This window comes from uncultured Cellulomonas sp. (assembly GCF_947494015.1).
Lineage (GTDB): Bacteria > Actinomycetota > Actinomycetes > Actinomycetales > Cellulomonadaceae > Pengzhenrongella.
Genome location: NZ_CANLTL010000009.1, coordinates 146,585 through 163,785, shown reverse-complemented (window position 1 = coordinate 163,785; position 17,201 = coordinate 146,585). Strand labels below are relative to the sequence as shown.

The 17,201-nt window shown below is 75.5% G+C and carries 16 protein-coding genes; all 16 read right to left on the bottom strand.

Annotated elements, in window-relative coordinates:
• Window positions 1-35 precede the first annotated feature (35 nt).
• A complete protein-coding gene (locus tag Q0840_RS11980; RefSeq protein WP_298459708.1) occupies window positions 36-971 on the bottom strand; it encodes an RluA family pseudouridine synthase in 936 nt (311 codons plus the stop codon).
• A complete protein-coding gene (locus Q0840_RS11975) occupies window positions 964-1,683 on the bottom strand; it encodes a signal peptidase II (RefSeq protein ID WP_298459707.1) in 720 nt (239 codons plus the stop codon). Before Q0840_RS11975 ends, Q0840_RS11980 begins: the two co-directional genes overlap by 8 nt.
• Before the next feature lie 29 nt (window positions 1,684-1,712).
• Window positions 1,713-2,174, bottom strand: coding sequence for a TraR/DksA family transcriptional regulator (locus Q0840_RS11970; protein WP_298459705.1), 462 nt, complete (start codon window positions 2,172-2,174; stop codon window positions 1,713-1,715).
• Between the two features lie 120 nt (window positions 2,175-2,294).
• Window positions 2,295-2,954, bottom strand: coding sequence for a DivIVA domain-containing protein (locus Q0840_RS11965; protein ID WP_298459704.1), 660 nt, complete (start codon window positions 2,952-2,954; stop codon window positions 2,295-2,297).
• 129 nt (window positions 2,955-3,083) lie between these two features.
• On the bottom strand, window positions 3,084-3,368 hold the full coding sequence (locus tag Q0840_RS11960) for a YggT family protein (RefSeq protein WP_298459703.1): 285 nt from the start codon (window positions 3,366-3,368) through the stop codon (window positions 3,084-3,086).
• Window positions 3,369-3,375: 7 nt separating this feature from the next.
• On the bottom strand, window positions 3,376-3,858 hold the full coding sequence (locus tag Q0840_RS11955; protein ID WP_298459702.1) for a cell division protein SepF: 483 nt from the start codon (window positions 3,856-3,858) through the stop codon (window positions 3,376-3,378).
• Window positions 3,859-3,899: 41 nt separating this feature from the next.
• Window positions 3,900-4,805: a polyphenol oxidase family protein gene (locus tag Q0840_RS11950; RefSeq protein ID WP_298459701.1), complete on the bottom strand. Its 906-nt coding sequence runs from the start codon at window positions 4,803-4,805 to the stop codon at window positions 3,900-3,902.
• A gap of 7 nt (window positions 4,806-4,812) precedes the next feature.
• On the bottom strand, window positions 4,813-6,099 hold the full coding sequence (gene ftsZ / locus Q0840_RS11945; protein WP_298459700.1) for a cell division protein FtsZ: 1,287 nt from the start codon (window positions 6,097-6,099) through the stop codon (window positions 4,813-4,815).
• A 238-nt stretch (window positions 6,100-6,337) separates the two neighbouring features.
• A complete protein-coding gene (locus tag Q0840_RS11940; RefSeq protein WP_298459699.1) occupies window positions 6,338-7,231 on the bottom strand; it encodes a cell division protein FtsQ/DivIB in 894 nt (297 codons plus the stop codon).
• Between the two features lie 173 nt (window positions 7,232-7,404).
• Window positions 7,405-8,913, bottom strand: coding sequence for a UDP-N-acetylmuramate--L-alanine ligase (murC, locus tag Q0840_RS11935; RefSeq protein WP_367183121.1), 1,509 nt, complete (start codon window positions 8,911-8,913; stop codon window positions 7,405-7,407).
• Window positions 8,910-10,052 (bottom strand): undecaprenyldiphospho-muramoylpentapeptide beta-N-acetylglucosaminyltransferase, encoded by a 1,143-nt coding sequence (gene murG, locus Q0840_RS11930; RefSeq protein WP_298459788.1) that lies wholly within the window; start codon window positions 10,050-10,052, stop codon window positions 8,910-8,912. The genes murC and murG overlap by 4 nt, the downstream gene beginning before the upstream one ends.
• Window positions 10,053-10,141: 89 nt before the next feature.
• Entirely contained in the window at window positions 10,142-11,452 is a 1,311-nt protein-coding gene (gene ftsW / locus Q0840_RS11925) for a putative lipid II flippase FtsW (protein WP_298459697.1), read from the bottom strand.
• A gap of 13 nt (window positions 11,453-11,465) precedes the next feature.
• On the bottom strand, window positions 11,466-12,947 hold the full coding sequence (murD, locus tag Q0840_RS11920; protein ID WP_298459696.1) for a UDP-N-acetylmuramoyl-L-alanine--D-glutamate ligase: 1,482 nt from the start codon (window positions 12,945-12,947) through the stop codon (window positions 11,466-11,468).
• Window positions 12,947-14,029, bottom strand: a complete 1,083-nt coding sequence (gene mraY / locus Q0840_RS11915) for a phospho-N-acetylmuramoyl-pentapeptide-transferase (protein ID WP_298459695.1) — start codon at window positions 14,027-14,029, stop codon at window positions 12,947-12,949. The genes murD and mraY overlap by 1 nt, the downstream gene beginning before the upstream one ends.
• Window positions 14,026-15,591 carry a UDP-N-acetylmuramoyl-tripeptide--D-alanyl-D-alanine ligase gene (murF, locus tag Q0840_RS11910; RefSeq protein ID WP_298459694.1) on the bottom strand — a complete coding sequence of 522 codons (1,566 nt, stop codon included), beginning with the start codon at window positions 15,589-15,591 and terminating at the stop codon, window positions 14,026-14,028. Before murF ends, mraY begins: the two co-directional genes overlap by 4 nt.
• Window positions 15,588-17,168: a UDP-N-acetylmuramoyl-L-alanyl-D-glutamate--2,6-diaminopimelate ligase gene (locus tag Q0840_RS11905; protein WP_298459693.1), complete on the bottom strand. Its 1,581-nt coding sequence runs from the start codon at window positions 17,166-17,168 to the stop codon at window positions 15,588-15,590. Before Q0840_RS11905 ends, murF begins: the two co-directional genes overlap by 4 nt.
• Window positions 17,169-17,201 lie beyond the last annotated feature (33 nt).

Below are 17,201 nucleotides of genomic sequence, written 5' to 3'. Positions count from 1 at the left end.
GCTCGGAGTGGGCTCCGGCGGGTGCCGGACGGGCGTCAGCGCGCCGGGCCGCGCAGCACCGCCAGCGCCGCGGCGAGGTCCTGCGGGTACTCGCTGGTGACCTCCAGCCGCCGCCCGGTGGCGGGGTGGTCGAACGCCAGCCGCATCGCGTGCAGCCACTGCCGGCCCAGGCCCGTGCGCTCGGCCAGCCGCGGGTCGGCGCCGTAGGTGAGGTCCCCGACGCACGGGTGCCGCAGCGCGGAGAAGTGCACGCGGATCTGGTGGGTGCGCCCGGTCTCCAGGTGCACCTCGACCAGGGACGCCGACGGCAGCATCTCCAGCACCCCGTAGTGCGTGACCGAGGGCTTGCCGTCCGCGACCACCGCGAACTTCCAGTCCGCGGTGGGGTGCCGGCCGATCGGGGCGTCGATGGTGCCGGTGGTCGGCTCGGGGTGCCCCTGCACGAGCGCGTGGTAGACCTTGTCGACCGTGCGCTCCTTGAAGGCGCGCTTGAGCACCGTGTACGCGTGCTCGCTCTTGGCCACCACCATGAGGCCGGACGTGCCGACGTCGAGGCGGTGCACGACCCCCTGGCGCTCGGCGGCTCCCGAGGTCGAGATCCGGTAGCCGGCGGCGGCCAGCGCGCCGACCACGGTCGGCCCGGTCCAGCCCGGCGAGCCGTGCGCCGCGACCCCCACGGGCTTGTCGACGACCACGACGTCGTCGTCGTCGTGCACGATCCGCATGCCGGGGACCGGCTCGGGCGGGGCCTGGTCGACCGCTCGCGGCGGGTCGGGCAGCTCGACCTCGAGCCAGCCACCCGGCAGCAGCCGGTCGGACTTGCCGACCGCGACGCCGTCCAGCCGGACGCCGCCGCTGGCAGCGAGCTCGGCGGCCCGCGTCCGGGACAGCCCGAGCAGCCGTGCGATCGCGGCGTCCACCCGCTCGCCGGCCAGACCGTCGGGGACCGGCATGGCCCGGGTCTCAGCCACGGAGCCGGTCCTGGGTCGCCGCACCGTCCGCGCGGCCGCGGCCGGCGACGTCGTCCGCCGGGTCCGTGGCAGCCGCCTCCGGCGCCGCGGCGGGTGCGGGGTCGCGCGGGGCGGCGTCGTCGGTCGCGCCACGGGGACGGGGATCGTGCTCACGCGTGCCGTCCAGCCCGACGCCGCGCAGGGCGAGCAGCATGATCAGCCCGGCCGCCGCCACGATGGCGATGTCCGCCACGTTGCCGACGAACAGCTCGCCGTACGCGATGAAGTCGACGACGTGCCCGCGCGCCGGACCGGGCTCGCGCAGGAACCGGTCGGCGAGATTGCCGATCGCGCCGCCCAGCAGCAGTCCGAGGCCCACCGCCCAGCCGCGCGAGCCGATCCGCCGCGACGCCCGGAGGGTCACCACCACCACGCCCACCGCGACGACCGTGAGCACCCACGTCATCCCGGTCGCGATCGACAGCGCCGCACCGGGGTTGTACAGCAGGGTCAGCCCCAGCAGGTCCCCGACGAGCTCGGTCCGCCGCCCCTCGGTCAGGGTCGCGACCGCCCACACCTTCGTCACCTGGTCGACCGCGAGGACGACGACGGCGAGCAGGGCGAGCAGCGTGAGCAGGCGACGGCGGCGCGCCGGGTCGACGGGAGCCGGGTCGACAGGGTCGGTGCGTCGCGCGGGGTCGTGGGCAGGCACCGCGTCTGGGGTCGTGGACATCGCCGACGAGTGTCCCATGGCGGGACGGGTCAGCGACGCTCCTCGCGCTGCTTGCACACCACGCACAGCGTCGCGCGGGGGAAGGCCTGCAGGCGGGCCTTGCCCACCGCCTTGCCGCAGGACTCGCAGGTGCCGAACGTGCCACGACCGATCCGCGCCATCGCGTGGCTGGTCTGGGCCAGCAGGTCGCGGGTGTTGTTGACCAGGGTGAGCTCGTGCTCGCGCTCCAGTGCGCTCGACCCGGAGTCGGCCTGGTCGTCCCCGGCCCCGTCGCCGGAGTCGCGCAGCAGGTCCGAGAGGACCTCGTCCGCCGCCGCCAGCTCGGCCTTGAGCCGCTCGATCTCCGCGGTGAGCTCGTCGGCGATCTCGCGGACCTCGGTCTCGGTCCAGGGCTTCTCGGAGTCGCGGACGGGGAAGCGCCGGACGAGCGCCGCGAGATCGGGCACGTCAGCCAGCGTCGTCGTCGAGCCGGCACCTTCGGGACTCGTCACGCCTGCCCCCTCTGGTCGAAGTCACGTGAGAGTAGACGCCACGCCCCGGACGCACAACACACCACGCCGGATCGCTCCGGCGTGGTGTGCTGCGGGGTCGTTCGAGGGGTGATGCCGGGGCTACAGGCCGCTCTGCGGCCCGCCGGCGGCGGCCGGGTTCCCCCGCGGCGGCAGCGCGCTGCCCCGGTTGTCCAGGTCCCCGAGCAGGTTCTCCAGGTAGCTCTTCAGGCGGGTGCGGTAGTCCCGCTCGAAGACGCGGAGCTCGTCGATCTTGCGCTCCAGCAGGCTGCGCTCCTGCTCGAGCTGGGCGAGCGTGCGGTGCGACGTCTCCTCGGCCTCACGGACGATGCGCGTGCCCTGGGTCTTGGCCTCGGCGATGAGCCGCTCGCCCTCCTCCTGGCCGTTGCGCACGTAGTCGTCGTGCAGCTTCTGCGCGAGCAGCAGCATCCCGGTGGCCGACTCGGGCTCGCTCGCCCGGGCCGGGGCCGCCGGGGCGGCGGGGGCTGCCGTGGCGGCCGGCGCGGGCGTCGGCGCGGCCTGCTCCGACCCGCCGTCGGCGGGTGCCGGGGACGCCTGGGCGCCGGCGCGGCTGAGCTCGGCGACGCGCCGCTCGGCGGCGGCGAGCTTGTTCTCCAGCTCGTCGTTCTCGGTCTGCACCGCGCGCAGGGTGTTGACGACCTCGTCGAGGAAGTCGTCGACCTCGTCCTGGTCGTAGCCCTCTCGGAACTTCGTCGCCTGGAACTTCTTGTTCAGGACGTCGTCTGCCGTCAGCAGTGCCATCGGTGTCACCTCGGAAGAGTTCGTGCCGCTCGTGGTCGAGCAGGTCGGACCGGCAGTCCAGCGACCGCCCAGCGATCACCGTAGCGGAGTCTGCCGGAGGCCACGCACCGCGGCCGGGGCGGGCAGCGGTCAGACGCTGGCCAGCAGCGACTGCAGGATGACGCAGATCACCACCAGCACGAGGAAGGCCAGGTCGAGCCGGATCGTCCCGAGCGTCAGCGGCGGGATCACCCGCCGCAGGGCGCGCAGCGGCGGGTCGGTGATCGTGTACGTGATCTCGGCGACCACGAGCGCCGGACCGCGGGGACGCCAGTCCCGGGCGAAGACCTGGATCCAGTCGAAGACGACCCGGACGAACAGCACCAGCAGGAACAGACCGACGAGGAACGACGCCAGCGAGGCGACGGTGCGCACGCGCGCGTCAGCTCTGGTTGTAGAAACCGGCGCGCATCTCGCCGGGCACAGCCTGCTCCTCGGCCGTCACCTCGACGTGCGCGGGGGACAGCAGGAAGACCTTGTTCGTGACCCGCTCGATGGCGCCGTGCAGCCCGAAGATGAGCCCGGCCGAGAAGTCGACCAGGCGCTTGGCGTCGGAGTCGTCCATGTCGGACAGGTTCATGATCACCGGGGTGCCCTCGCGGAACGCCTCACCGATCTTGCGCGCGTCGTTGTACGACCGCGGGTGCACGGTCGTGATGCGGCGCAGCTCCGTCTCCGGCGCGGCGTGCGCCGGGACCAGCGCGTGGCTGCCGTTCGCCCGGATCGGGGTCACCTGCGCCTCGTACTCCTGCGGCACGTCCGCCTCCAGCTCGTGGTACTCGTCGGCGAAGTCCTCGCCCTGGTGCTCACCGCGCTCGTCAGCGAGACCGAGGTACAGCATCGTCTTGCGCAGTGCTCCGGCCATCGCCTCTTCCTCTCACACCCTGGTTGTCCTGCGGTTTCACGCTAGCAAGCGCCGACGGCGCCGCCGTCGTCCGACACGCCCGGGCCCGGCGCCGCGCTGCGGACCACGCCCGCGCACCGACCCTCCGCCGCTCCCGTCGCCATGGACCGGCGGTGGGAGAAGAACCTCTCGTCCGTCCGGGTGCACAGGCCGGTCGGGTGCACGTGCCCCACGCCCGCCGTGCGCAGGACGGCGGCGACCCCCGCGGGCAGGTCCAGGGCCGGCGTGCCCCACGAGGTCCGCGCGGCGACGTCGGGCACGACGGCGGCGACGGTGTCGCGCAAGTCGGCCGGGACCTCGTAGCACCGCCCGCAGATCGCCGGCCCCACCGCGGCGCGCAGATCGGCCGGTCGTGCGCCGCGTGCGACCATCCGAGCCACGGCGGCCTGCACGACGCCGTCCACCAGCCCGCGGCGGCCGGCGTGGACGGCGGCGACCACCCCGGTGGCGGGGTCGACGAGCAGCACCGGCACGCAGTCGGCGACCACGACGGCGACCCCGGCGCCCGGGCCGGCGACCAGCGCGTCCGCCTCACCGCACGGCTCGCCCGCCGGGCCGTCCGAGCCCACCGGGCCCTCCCGGCTCCCCGCGCCCCTCGCCGGGAGGTCGACCGGCACGGCGGCGGCCGTACGGTCCGCCCCGCGCACCCCGGGCAGGTCGAGGACCGCCGTCCCGTGCACCTGGGTGCTCCACGCGACGGGCCCGCCCGCCCAGCGGGCGAGCCGGCGGCGACGGTCCAGCACGGCCGCCGGGTCGTCGGCGACACCCAGACCCAGGTTGGCGTCCGCTCCGTCGTCGGCCGGGGACCGCGTCGTGAAGCCGGCCCGGACGCCGGGGCCGAGGTCCACCTCGAGCACACCGAACCCCGGCCCGGACCGGCCGGGCACGGCCGGTCCGGAGGTCCTCACCGCGGCGCTACTTGAGGAAGTCGGGGACGTCGAGGTCCTCGTCGCGACGGCGACGCTGCTCCTCCTCGAAGACCCGCGGCACCTCGAGCTGCCCGGTCGACACCACCGCGTGCGGGTCCGAGGCCAGGAACGCCGGGACGGGGGTCCCGTTGGGCCCCGTGGGCACGGGCTGCGTCGCGGGGGCCCCGCCGTGCGCCGGCGGCGTGCTGACCGGCGGCGCGCCGTGCGACGGCGCGGTGTGGGACGGCGTCGACGGCGTGACCGGCACGCTGACCGGCGAGGGGGTGGGCACGGCGCGCCCACCCGCCACCTGCCCGACCTCGCGGTGGCTGCGCCGGGTCTCCGGGCCGCCGCTGTCGAACCCCGCGGCGATCACGGTGACGCGCACCTCGTCGCCGAGGGCGTCGTCGATCACGGCACCGAAGATGATGTTGGCCTCGGGGTGCGCGGCCTCCTGCACGAGGCGGGCAGCCTCGTTGATCTCGAACAGACCCAGGTCGCTGCCGCCCTGGATGGACAGCAGCACCCCGTGCGCGCCGTCGATGCTGGCCTCGAGCAGCGGGGAGGAGATCGCCAGCTCGGCGGCCTGGACGGCCCGGTCGTCGCCCCGGGCGGAGCCGATGCCCATCAGGGCGCTGCCGGCGCCCTGCATCACCGACTTCACGTCGGCGAAGTCGAGGTTGATCAGGCCCGGCGTGGTGATGAGGTCGGTGATGCCCTGGACACCGGACAGCAGCACCTGGTCGGCGGAGTGGAAGGCGTCCAGCACCGAGACCGAGCGGTCGGAGATCGACAGCAGCCGGTCGTTGGGGATGACGATCAGGGTGTCGACCTCGGCGCGGAGGTTGTCGATGCCCGAGTCGGCCTGCACGGTGCGGCGGCGACCCTCGAAGGTGAACGGCCGGGTGACCACACCGATCGTCAGCGCGCCGAGCGAGCGAGCGATCCGGGCGACGACCGGGGCGCCGCCGGTGCCGGTGCCACCGCCCTCCCCCGCGGTGACGAAGACCATGTCGGCGCCGCGCAGGACGTCCTCGATCTCCTCCGCGTGGTCCTCGGCCGCCTTCTTGCCGACCTCGGGGTCCGCGCCGGCGCCCAGGCCGCGGGTCAGCTCGCGGCCGACGTCGAGCTTGACGTCCGCGTCGGACATGAGCAGGGCCTGCGCATCGGTGTTGATCGCGATGAACTCGACGCCCTTGAGGCCGACCTCGATCATGCGGTTGACGGCGTTGACGCCACCGCCTCCGATGCCGACCACCTTGATGACCGCCAGGTAGTTCTGCGGAGCTGCCACGTCTATGCCTCTCGTTGCCACGGGTACTTCAGGGGTGCGGGTGCTACGTGCGTCACGGCCGCGCCGCGTGCGCTGCGACCCGGTGCTGCCACCGGGTCAAACCCTCAGTCTCAGGTAGAGGGTTACAGTTATGTCAGGTTGTTCGAGCGCCAGGACGGTAGGTGGCGCACCGGGACGGATCAACGACCGTCGCGCGCGTGTCGCGATCGCGTCCGATCGCCGGGCGTCCCGCGGCAGGTCAGCGGGTGATCGGCAGCGTCGGCGCGGAGACGTCGTACTCGCGCGCGTCGGCCGCGGCGGGCGCGGCGCGCAGCGCCTGGAGCACCCGGATCTTCAGCTCCGCCTGTGCCGCGCTCCCCCAGACCACCGTCCGGTCGTCGCGCAGGGTCATCCGCACCGTGTCCTGCGTCTCGGCCTCGATCGTGGCGACCTCCGCCGCCAGCTCGGGCGGCAGGGCCTGCAGGATGGCCAGCACCGCGTCGAGGCTGCGGTTGCGGCCGTCGGACACCACCGGCACCGACACGACCGGCAGGCCCTCGGGCGGCGTCGCCGTCCAGCCGACCCCGAAGCCCTCGACGTCGAGCAGGGTGTACCCCTCCGGCGCGTCCGGCACCGACGCGGCCTGCGGCACCGCGGCGACCGGCTCGCGCGACACCAGCGCGATCACCAGCCCGTGCGGCCAGATGCGCGACACCTTCGCCTCGCGCACCCCGGGCACGCCCAGGACGGCGTCGCGCAGCCCGACCGTGTCCAGCCGCGGCAGCGGGACGCCGTCGACCTCGGCGACGACCGCCTGCACGTCGGCGACGTCGACCACCGTGCCGGCACCGGTGACCTCCACCCGGGCCGCGTCGAGCGCCAGCACGGGTGAGAGCAGCAGCAGCCAGGCCAGCGCCCCGAGCAGCACCGCGACGGCCGCGGCGAGGTAGACCTTGTGCCGCGCGAGGCGCCGGCGCATCGCGACGCGCTCGGCGAAGCGCGCCGCGGAGCCGCTGGACACCACCGGCCGGACCGGCACACCGAGCGACCGGCGGCCCGCGGTGTAGGTGGTGACGGCGTCCGAGACGGCGGACGCCGGGCGGTGGGCGGCGTCGCCGGTGGGTGCGCCGCCGCGCCGGGCGTCGACGGTCACCGCGGCGGGCGGTGTGCGGACCGGACCGCGCGTGGGCTCGGGCGTGCGCGGCGTGGGCGGGTCTGCCGACGTCGCGCCGCCGCGGTCCGGGCCGGTCGTGGGGCGGGGACGCGGCGGGGTGGGCCGGGGCCGTGCCCCGCGCGGGACGGGCATGCCGGGTCGGGCCGGCGGCGTCACCGTGACGACCGCCCGGGACCGCCGGCCGCCCGGTCCTCGAGCGCGCCGAGCACGACGGGGGCCAGCTCGGTGACGTCCCCGGCGCCGACCGTCAGGACGAGGTCCCCGGGCCGTGCGAGCTCGGCGATCCGGCGCGCGGCGGCGAGCCGGTCCGGCACGTGCTCGGCCGGCGTCGTGCCGGGCATCCGGTCGGTGATCGTCGCACCGGTGACGTCCGGGTCGGGGTCCTCGCGCGCGGCGTAGACGTCGGTCACCACGACGGCGTCGGCCAGGGCCAGCGCGGCGGCGAACTCGGCGGCGAAGATCCGCGTCCGCGAGAACAGGTGGGGCTGGAACAGGACGAGGACCCGTCCCTCGCCGGCGACCGGGCGGGCGCCGCGCAGCAGTGCGGCCACCTCGGTCGGGTGGTGGTCGTAGCTGTCGACGACGCGCACACCCCCGGCCGACCCGCGGTGCTCGAACCGGCGGCCGGTCCCGCGGAAGCCCGCGAGCCCGCGGCGGGCGTCGTCCGGCGCGACACCCAGCAGTCGCGCGGCCGTCCACGCGGCGGCCGCGTTGAGGGCGTTGTGCGCCCCGGGCACGGCGAGCTCGAGGTCCACCGTCACCTCGCCGTCGGCACCGACCAGGTCGGGGTGGGCGGTGCGCAGGGTCGCGGTGGACCCGCCGGCGGGGTCGGCCCGGAACCCGGCGACGACGACGTCGGCGGACGGGTCCTCGCCGTAGCCGATCGTGCGCACGCCGCGGGCGGTGAGCCGGGACCGGGCCGCCGCGAGCAGCCGACGCGCGCCGGGGTCGTCGGCGCAGGCGACCAGGGCACCGCCGTCGGCGATGCGGTCGGCGAACTGCTCGAACGCCGCCTCGAACGCCTCACGGGTCCCGTAGTGGTCCAGGTGGTCGGGCTCGACGTTGGTCACCACGGCCACCGTCGGGGTGTAGGCCAGGAACGACCCGTCGGACTCGTCGGCCTCCGCGACCAGCACGTCCCCGGCCCCGTGCCGTGCACCGGCCAGCGGACCGCTCGCACCGGCGTCCGCACCGAGGACCGTGCCCCCGATCGCGTAGGACGGGTCGAGACCGCCGGCGAGCAGCGTGACGGCGACCATCGCCGACGTCGTCGTCTTGCCGTGCGCGCCGGCGACCGCGACCGTGCGGCGGTCGGCCATCAGGGCGGCCAGCGCGGCGGAGCGGTGCAGCACCCGCAGGCCCGCGTGGCGAGCGGCCGCCAGCTCGGGATTGACGGGCCGGACGGCACTGGACACGACGACCGTGTCGACGCCCGCCACGTGCGCCGCGTCGTGCCCGACGTGCACCACCGCGCCGGCCTCGCGCAACGCCGCCACGACCGGGCTGTCACGCGCGTCGGACCCGCTGACCGCCAGCCCGCGGGCGAGCAGCAGGGCCGCGACCACCGACATCCCGGCACCGCCCACGCCGATCAGGTGCACCCGGCCCAGCTCCGCCACGCCCCCCGGCGCGACCGCCGCGGCGGCGTCGCCCGCGCTCACCGGGGCTCCGGCGTCGCCGAGCGGGCCGGACGGGCCGGGCCGCCGGCGACGGCCAGCTCGACCAGGTCGGCGACCCGGGCGGCTCCGTCGACGGTCCCCGCCCGGGCCGCGGCGCGCCCCATCGCGTCGAGCCGGCCGGGGTCGGCGAGCAGCGGGAGCACCTGCCCACGGAGCCAGGCGGGGCCGAGGTCGTCGTCGGCCACCAGCAGCCCGCCGCCGGCCTGGACGAGCGGGGCGGCGTTGAGGCGCTGCTCGCCGTTGCCGATCGGCAGCGGCACGTACACCGCGGGCAGCCCGAGAGCGGCCAGCTCGCACACGGTCGCCGCCCCGGACCGGCACACGACCAGGTCGGCGACCGCGTACGCCAGCTCCATCTCGCTCAGGTACTCCCGGACGTGGTACCGCTGCCCGGCCTCGCCGGTGGGCAGCACGGAGCGGACCGCCGCGTCCTTGCCGGTGCCGGTCAGGTGCAGGACCTGCGCGCCGGTGACCAGCAGGTCCGCCGCCACCGCCGCGACCGCGGCGTTGAGGCTGACGGCGCCGGAGCTGCCGCCGGTGACCAGCACGGTGCGCCGGTCGGCGTCCAGGCCCAGGGCGGCGGCGGCGTCCCGCCGGGTGCCGGCGGCGTCCGCGGACCGGCGCTCGACGAGCCCGGCGACGGCGGCGCGCAACGGCATCCCGACCACCTGGGCGCCGGGCAGCGGCGTGCCCGGGAAGGTGACGCCGACCTGCGCGGCCCATCGCGCGCCCAGGCGGTTGGCCAGTCCGGGCCGGGCGTTGGCCTCGTGCACCACGACCGGCAGGCCGCGGCGCCGGGCCGCGAGGTAGGCGGGGGTGGACACGTAGCCCCCGAAGCCGACGACGACCTGCGCCCCGGTGCGGTCGATCGTCTCGCCGGCGGCGCGCACCGCGCCGGCCAGGCGCCCGGGCAGGCGCAGCAGGTCGACCGAGGGCCGGCGCGGCAGCGGCACGCGCGGCACCAGCTCCAGCGGCAGGCCATGCTCGGGGACCAGGCGGGCCTCGAGGCCGGTGGCGGTGCCGAGCACGGACAGCGCGGTGGACGCGTCCCGGCGGCGCAGCTCCTCGGCGACCGCGAGCAGCGGGTTGACGTGACCGGCCGTGCCGCCCCCGGCGAGCAGGACCGAGCGCAGCCTCGCGGTCGACGCGTCACCGACGGCGCGGGACCCGGCGGACCCGTCGGCCGGACCGGCCGTGCTGCCCGGCGCGGTCACCGGCGGGCCCCGCGGGTCCGGCCCAGCACGGCGAGGGAGCGACGCACGACTCCCGGGCGTGCCGCGAGCGCCTCGGCCGCGCCCGGCTCCTGGCGGGCGAACGAGATCAGCACGCCGATCGCCGCCATCGTCATGATGAGCGCCGAGCCGCCGGCGGACACCAGCGGCAGCGGGACGCCGATCACCGGCAGCAGGCCGATGACCACCCCGATGTTGACCAGCGCCTGGCCGACGATCCACACGCTGATGCCGCCGGTGGTGATGACCACGAAGGGGTCGGGGTGGCGGCGGATGATCCGGCTCATGGCCAGCCCGAGCAGCGCGAACAGCGCGAGCACGAGCAGGGTGCCGACCAGGCCGAGCTCCTCGCCGATGATCGCGAAGATGAAGTCGTTGTGCGCCTCGGGCAGGTAGGACCACTTCTCCCGGCTCGCCCCCAGACCGACGCCCCACCAGCCGCCGGTGGCCAGGCCCCAGGTCCCGTGCAGGGTCTGGTAGCCCTCGTCGGTCGGGTCGCAGGTGCCGGTGAACAGGCAGGTGATGCGGGTCATGCGGTTGGCGCTGGTGGTCACCAGCGCCACCACGGCCGCCGCGGTGAGGGCGCCCGCGACGGCGAAGATGCGCAGCGGCACACCGGCCATGAACAGGGCGCCGCCGACGAGCAGCATGATGATGAGCGCGGTGCCGAGGTCGTGGCCGAGCAGCACCAGCCCCACCATCGCACCGGCCACCGGGAGCACGGGGATGACCGAGTGCTTCCAGTCCCCCAGGAGCGCGTGCTTGCGGGCCAGGACGGCGCCGATCCACAGGGCGAGCGCGAGCTTGACCACCTCGGACGGCTGCATGGTGACCGGGCCGACGCCGATCCAGTTCTTGTTGCCGCCCGCACCCAGCCCGAGCGGGGTGAAGACCAGCAGCTGCAGGCCGCCGGCGCCGAGCAGCATCGGCCACGCGAGCTTCTTGAGCACCGGGACCGACATCCGGCTCATCACCCAGAGCACCGGCAGGCCGACGATCGCGAACTGCGCCTGCTTGAGGAACTCCGCGTACGGCGACTTCTCGTCCGCGAGCGACTCGACGCTCGAGCTCGACAGCACCATGACCAGCCCGAGCACGAGCAGGATCGTGGTCGCCCCGGTGAGCAGGTAGTAGCTCGTCACCGAGCTGTTCCACAGCCCCAGCGCGGCGGCGACGTCCCGGCGCGTCCCGCCCGGCGTGCGCCCGGTGGTGGCTGCGGCGTCGGTGACCGGCGTGGAGGCGGCGGCGCGGGCCGACGACGCCGGGCGGTACCCGGTGGTCTGCGTCATGACGGTCCCCGGCTCACCGGTCGCCGAGCGCGCGTGCGGCCGCCGCGAAGGCGTCGCCGCGCTCGGCGTAGGAGGCGAACTGGTCCATCGAGGCGCAGGCGGGTGCGAGCAGCACGGTGTCACCCGGCCGGGCGAGCCGGCGGGCCTGGTCGACGGCGCGAGTCATCACCGTCCCAGTGTCACCGGGATCGATCGACTCGACGGGAACCTCGGGTGCGTGTCGGGCCAGTGCCTGCGCCAGCGGTCCCGGGTCGACGCCGATCAGCACGACGCCGCGCAGCCGGTCGGCCCGGGCGCGCACCAGCTCGTCGAAGGTCGCCCCCTTGGCCAGTCCCCCGGCCACCCACACCACGCCCCCGGGCGGGTACGCCGCGAGCGACGCCGCCGCGGCGTGGGCGTTGGTCGCCTTGGAGTCGTCGACGTACGTGACGCCCTGGGCCACGGCGACGGTCTGGATGCGGTGCGCGCCCGGGACGTAGGCCCGCAGGCCGTCGCGCACCGCGACCGGCTCGACCCCGTGCGCGAGCGCGAGCGCGGCGGCGGCCAGCGCGTCGGCGACGACGTGCGACGGCACCGCCCCGGTGCGCGGGTCGGTGGCCTCGCCGCTGCCCAGGTGGGCCAGGTCGGCGAGCGTGCCGAGCTCGGCAGCGTGGGTGTGCCGCAGGGTGGCGAAGCCGCGGTCGACCAGCACGTCCTCGACCAGGCCGACCTGGCCGACGGACGGCATGGCCAGGGTGAACCCGACCGCGACGGCCCCGTCGACGACGTCGGCGTCCCGCACGAGCCGCTCGGTGACCGGGTCGGCGCTGTTGTAGACGCACGCGACCTGCGTCCGCTCGAAGATGCGGCCCTTGTCGGCGGCGTACGCCTCCACGGTCCCGTGCCAGTCCAGGTGGTCGGCGGCGACGTTGAGCACGGCCGCGGCCTGCGCGGACATGGAGTGGGTGAAGTGCAGCTGGAAGCTGGACAGCTCGACCGCGAGCACGTCGAGGTCCGGGTCGGTGACCGCGTCGACGACCGGGCGGCCGACGTTGCCCACCGCCGCGGTGCGCCGGCCCGCGGCGGCCAGGATCGACTCCAGCATGCCCACCGTCGTGGTCTTGCCGTTGGTGCCGGTCACCACCAGCCACGGCGCCGGCCCGCGGTGGGTGCCGTCGGGTCCGGGCCTGCGGTCGGTGCGCAGCCGCCAGGCGAGCTCGACCTCGCTCCACACCGGCAGCCCCCGACCGGTCGCGGCCTGCAGCAGGGGCGACGTCGGCGGCCAGCCGGGCGAGGCGACGACGAGGCCGACGTCGGCCAGGCCGTCGTCGGCGAGGAGCGCGGCGACGTCGGCCACGTCCGCGCCGGGCTCGCGGGCGTCCACGGTGGTCACGTCGACGCCCCGGCCCCGCAGCGCGGCCGCGACGGCGCGTCCGGTGACGCCGAGGCCGGCGACCAGCACGCGCCCCGGGGGCAGGCCGGGGACCGGGGGCTGCTGCACCGGCTGCGGCGCCATCAGCCCGCGACCCACTCGGCGTAGTAGACGCCGATCCCGGCGGCGACGAACAGCCCGGCGATGATCCAGAACCGGATGACGATCGTGACCTCTCCCCAGCCGGACAGCTCGAAGTGGTGGTGCAGCGGCGCCATCTTGAACACGCGCTTGCCGGTCATCTTGAAGAAGCCGATCTGGATGACGTCCGAGAGCACGATGAGGACGAACAGCCCGCCGACGATCGCGCCGAGGATCTCGGTGCGGGACAGGATCGACAGCCCCGCGAGCGCGCCACCGAGCGCGAGCGATCCGGTGTCGCCCATGAAGATCTTCGCCGGGCTCGCGTTCCACCACAGGAACCCGAAGCACGCCCCGGTGATCGCCGCGGCCACCACCGCCAGGTCCAGGGGATCACGCGTCTCGTAGCAGCGCGGCCCCACCGTGAGGATCGACTGGCAGCTCTGGTTCGACTGCCAGACGCACACGATCACGTAGGCGCCGAACACGATCAGCGAGACGCCGGTCGCCAGGCCGTCGAGCCCGTCGGTGAGGTTGACCGCGTTCGACCACGCCGTGATGAGGAAGTTGGCCCACAGCACGAACAGGATGAGCCCCAGGGTGGCCCCGGCGAAGGCGAGGTCCAGGCCGGTGTCCCGGATGAACGAGATCTGCGTGGACGCCGGGGTGCGGAAGTTCTCGTTGGGGAACCCCAGCGCAGCGACGGCGAACGTGATGCCGACCAGGCCCTGGCCCACGACCTTCCAGCGGGCGCGCAGGCCCAGGCTGCGTTGCCGGGAGATCTTGATGAAGTCGTCGAGGAAGCCGACGACGCCGAGCCCGGTCATGAGGAACAGCACGAGCACCGCCGAGGCGCTCGGCACGTTGCCGGTCACCACGCTCGCTGCGCCCCACCCGATCAGGGTCGCCGAGATGATGACGACGCCGCCCATCGTGGGCGTCCCGCGCTTGGTGAAGTGGGCCGTCGGACCGTCCTGGCGGATGAACTGGCCGTACTGCTTGCGCACGAGGAAGCGGATGAACAGCGGTGTCCCGAGCAGGGACAGGACCAGCGCGAAGCCACCCGAGAGGAGGACCGCCCTCATCGGCCGGTGCCCGCGGGTTCCGCGGCGCCGTCCGCCGTGCCGTCGGGCGTGCCGTCCGCCGTGCCGGCCGTCCTGCCGTCGGGCGCGCCGTCCGGTGTGCCGGCCGTCCTGCCGTCGGGCGCGCCGTCCGGTGTGCCGGCCGCGGTGAGGATGTCCCCCAGCCGCCACAGCCCGGCCCCGTAGGACGACTTGACGAGCACGACGTCGCCCGGGCGCAGCTCGTCGGCGAGGAACGCCGCGGCGGAGTCGACGTCGTCCACCATCGCGACCTCGTCGCCCCACGAGCCCTCGCGCAGGGCGCCGTCGGCGATGGGCTGCGCGCCCGCGCCGACCACGACGGTCAGCCCGATGTTGAGCCGGACCACCATCAGCCCGAGCGCCTCGTGCGCCGTGCGGTGGTCCTCGCCCAGCTCGAGCATCTCGCCGAGGACGGCGACGGACCGCCGGTCGCGGCCGGAGACGATCGCGAGCGTCTTCAGGGCGGCCCGCATCGAGTCCGGGTTGGCGTTGTAGGAGTCGTCGATGACGGTGACGCCGTCCGGACGCTCGACCACGTGCATGCGGTGCGGGCTGAGCGGTCCGGCGCCGGACAGACGCTCGGCGACGTCGGCCAGCGGCACACCCAGGCGCAGGGCGACGGTGGCCGCGGCGAGCGCGTTGTGGACGTGGTGCTCGCCGACCAGGCGCAGCGCGACGTCGGCCGGGGCGCCACCCGCGGTGAGCGTGAAGGACGCGCGCCCGGCCCGGTCCACCCGCAGCCCCGTGGCGCGCACGTCGGCGCCGGCGGTGGTGCCGAACGTCGTGACGTCGCCGGGCGCCAGGTCGGCCATCGCGGCCACCCGCATGTCGTCGGCGTTCAGCACCGCCACCCCGCCGGGGGCGAGCCCGGCGACGATCTCGGACTTGGCGCGGGCGACCGCCTCGATGCCGCCGAACTCGCCCAGGTGCGCGCTGCCGACGACGAGGACGACCGACACGTCCGGCGGCGCGATCCCGGTGAGGTAGGTCAGGTGCCCCAGGCCGCTCGCGCCCATCTCCAGCACGAGGTAGCGGGTGCTCTCGTCGGCGCGCAGGACGGTCAGCGGCAGGCCGATCTCGTTGTTGAACGACGCGACCGGCGCGATCGTCGGCCCGGTCGGGGTGAGCAGCTGGAGCAGCAGGTCCTTGGTCGTCGTCTTGCCGACCGAGCCCGTGACGCCGACGACGGACAGCCGCGTCGCGCCGGTCTCGTCGTCGGTGCGCAGGCGGAGCAGGACCTCGCGGGCGAGGTCCCCGAGGGCACGCTCGACGTCGTCGACGACGACGACCGGCAGGTCCGCGCCGTCGGGCCCGGTGACCGGGCGCGCCCCGAGCACGAGCGCGGCCCCGGCGGACACGGCGGCGGCGGCGTAGTCGTGCCCGTCCGCGTGCTCGCCGGGCAGGGCCACGAAGAGCGACCCCGCCTCGACCTGCCGGGAGTCCACGACCACCGGCCCGTGCACCATCCGGGCGGGGTCGAGCCCGTCGGGGTGCAGCCGTCCACCGGTCGCGGCGGCCACCTCGGCGACCGTCAGCGCGATCACTCGCCGGCTCCGTGGGCCGCGGGGTCGGTGGATGTCGCCGTGGCGGCCAGCAGGACGTCCCGGTCGTTGTACCGGTGGAACACCCCGGCGATCTCCTGGGTGGGCTCGTGCCCCTTGCCGGTGATGATGATGGTGTCCTTGTCGTCGGCGAGCGCGAGCGCGGCCCGGATGGCCTCGGCGCGTGAGGTCGCCTCGTGGATGTCGGTGCCGTCCGGGCGGGTCCGCCGGGCCCCGGCGAGGATCTGGGCCCGGATGGACGCCGGGTCCTCCGAGCGGGGGTTCTCGTCGGTCACCACGAGCACGTCGGCGAGCCGAGCGGCGATCTCGCCCATGAGGGGGCGCTTGCCCTGGTCGCGGTCGCCGTCGGACCCGAAGACGATGATGAGCCGGCCGGGGGTGATCGGGCGGACCGCCTCCAGCGCGAGCACGAGGGCGTCGGGGGTGTGGGCGTAGTCGACGAGCGCGAGCGGCCGGCCGGCAGCCCGCTCCACGACGCGCTCCATCCGGCCGGGGATCGCGCCGGCCGTGCCGACCGCGGTGATCGCCACGTCCAGCGGGACGCCGGCGCGGTGCGCGAGCACGATCGCCAGCGCGGCGTTGGACACGTTGACCAGTCCGGGCAGCGGGCTCGTCGCCGGGTGCCGGACGCCGTCCGGACCCCGCAGCGTGAACGTGGAGCCGACGCCGTCCAGGCCGATCGTGGCGTCGACGACGGCCCAGTCCGCGGTGTCGGTCTGCGGCGTCCCGACGTGGGTCGCCACCGACTCGACCGGGATGTCGGCCGTCGCGGCCAGCCGCCGGCCCCACTCGTCGTCCACCACGACGACGCCGCGGGCGGCCTGCCCGGGCGCGAACAGACGCGCCTTGTCGGCGAAGTAGCCGTCCATGTCGCCGTGGAAGTCGAGGTGGTCGCGCTGGAGGTTCGTGAAGCCCACGACGTCGAACGTCAGGCCGTGCACGCGACCGAGCGCGAGCGCGTGGCTGGACACCTCCATGGTCACCGCGCCCGCGTCCCGCTCCCGGGCCAGCCGCAGCAGCGCGTGCAGGGCGGGTGCCTCGACGGTGGTCCGCGGGCTGTCGATCGCGGTGTCCCCGATCCGCAGCTCGACCGTGCCGAGCAGGGCCGTGGTGGCGTGCACGGCACGCAGCGCGGCGTCCACGAAGTAGGTGGTCGTGGTCTTGCCGTTGGTGCCGGTGACGCCGACCGTGACCAGCTCGCGCGCGGGGTGGCCGTGCATCCAGGCCGCGACGTCCCCGAGCAGGCCGCGGGGGTCGTCCGCGACCAGGACCGGCACGCCCAGACCCTGGCAGTGCGCGGCGCCGGCGGCGTCGGTGAGCACGGCCACCGCACCGGCGTCGACGGCGGCCGGTGCGAAGGTGGCGCCGTGCGCCCGGAAGCCCTGCAGCGCGACGAACAGGTCGCCGGGCCGCACGTCCGAGCTCGCGTGGGTCAGGCCGGTCAGCACGACGTCGGCCGGGCCCGGGTCGGCGGTGCGCAGGTCGAAGGCGGCCGCGAGGTCGACGATCCCGTGGGCCGAGGGATGCGCAGGACGCATCAGGGCGTGCGGGGACGTCATGCGAGAAATCTACCGCGGGCGCACCGGCCCGCC

Excerpts from the sequence above, each read along its gene's own strand:
- ftsW (WP_298459697.1), bottom strand. The coding sequence starts at position 11,452 with ATGACGCAGACCACCGGGTACCGCCCGGCGTCGTCGGCCCGCGCCGCC.
- Q0840_RS11965 (WP_298459704.1), bottom strand. The coding sequence starts at position 2,954 with ATGGCACTGCTGACGGCAGACGACGTCCTGAACAAGAAGTTCCAGGCG.
- Q0840_RS11975 (WP_298459707.1), bottom strand. The coding sequence starts at position 1,683 with ATGTCCACGACCCCAGACGCGGTGCCTGCCCACGACCCCGCGCGACGC.
- Q0840_RS11955 (WP_298459702.1), bottom strand. The coding sequence starts at position 3,858 with ATGGCCGGAGCACTGCGCAAGACGATGCTGTACCTCGGTCTCGCTGAC.
- mraY (WP_298459695.1), bottom strand. The coding sequence starts at position 14,029 with ATGAGGGCGGTCCTCCTCTCGGGTGGCTTCGCGCTGGTCCTGTCCCTG.
- murD (WP_298459696.1), bottom strand. The coding sequence starts at position 12,947 with ATGGCGCCGCAGCCGGTGCAGCAGCCCCCGGTCCCCGGCCTGCCCCCG.
- Q0840_RS11905 (WP_298459693.1), bottom strand. The coding sequence starts at position 17,168 with ATGACGTCCCCGCACGCCCTGATGCGTCCTGCGCATCCCTCGGCCCAC.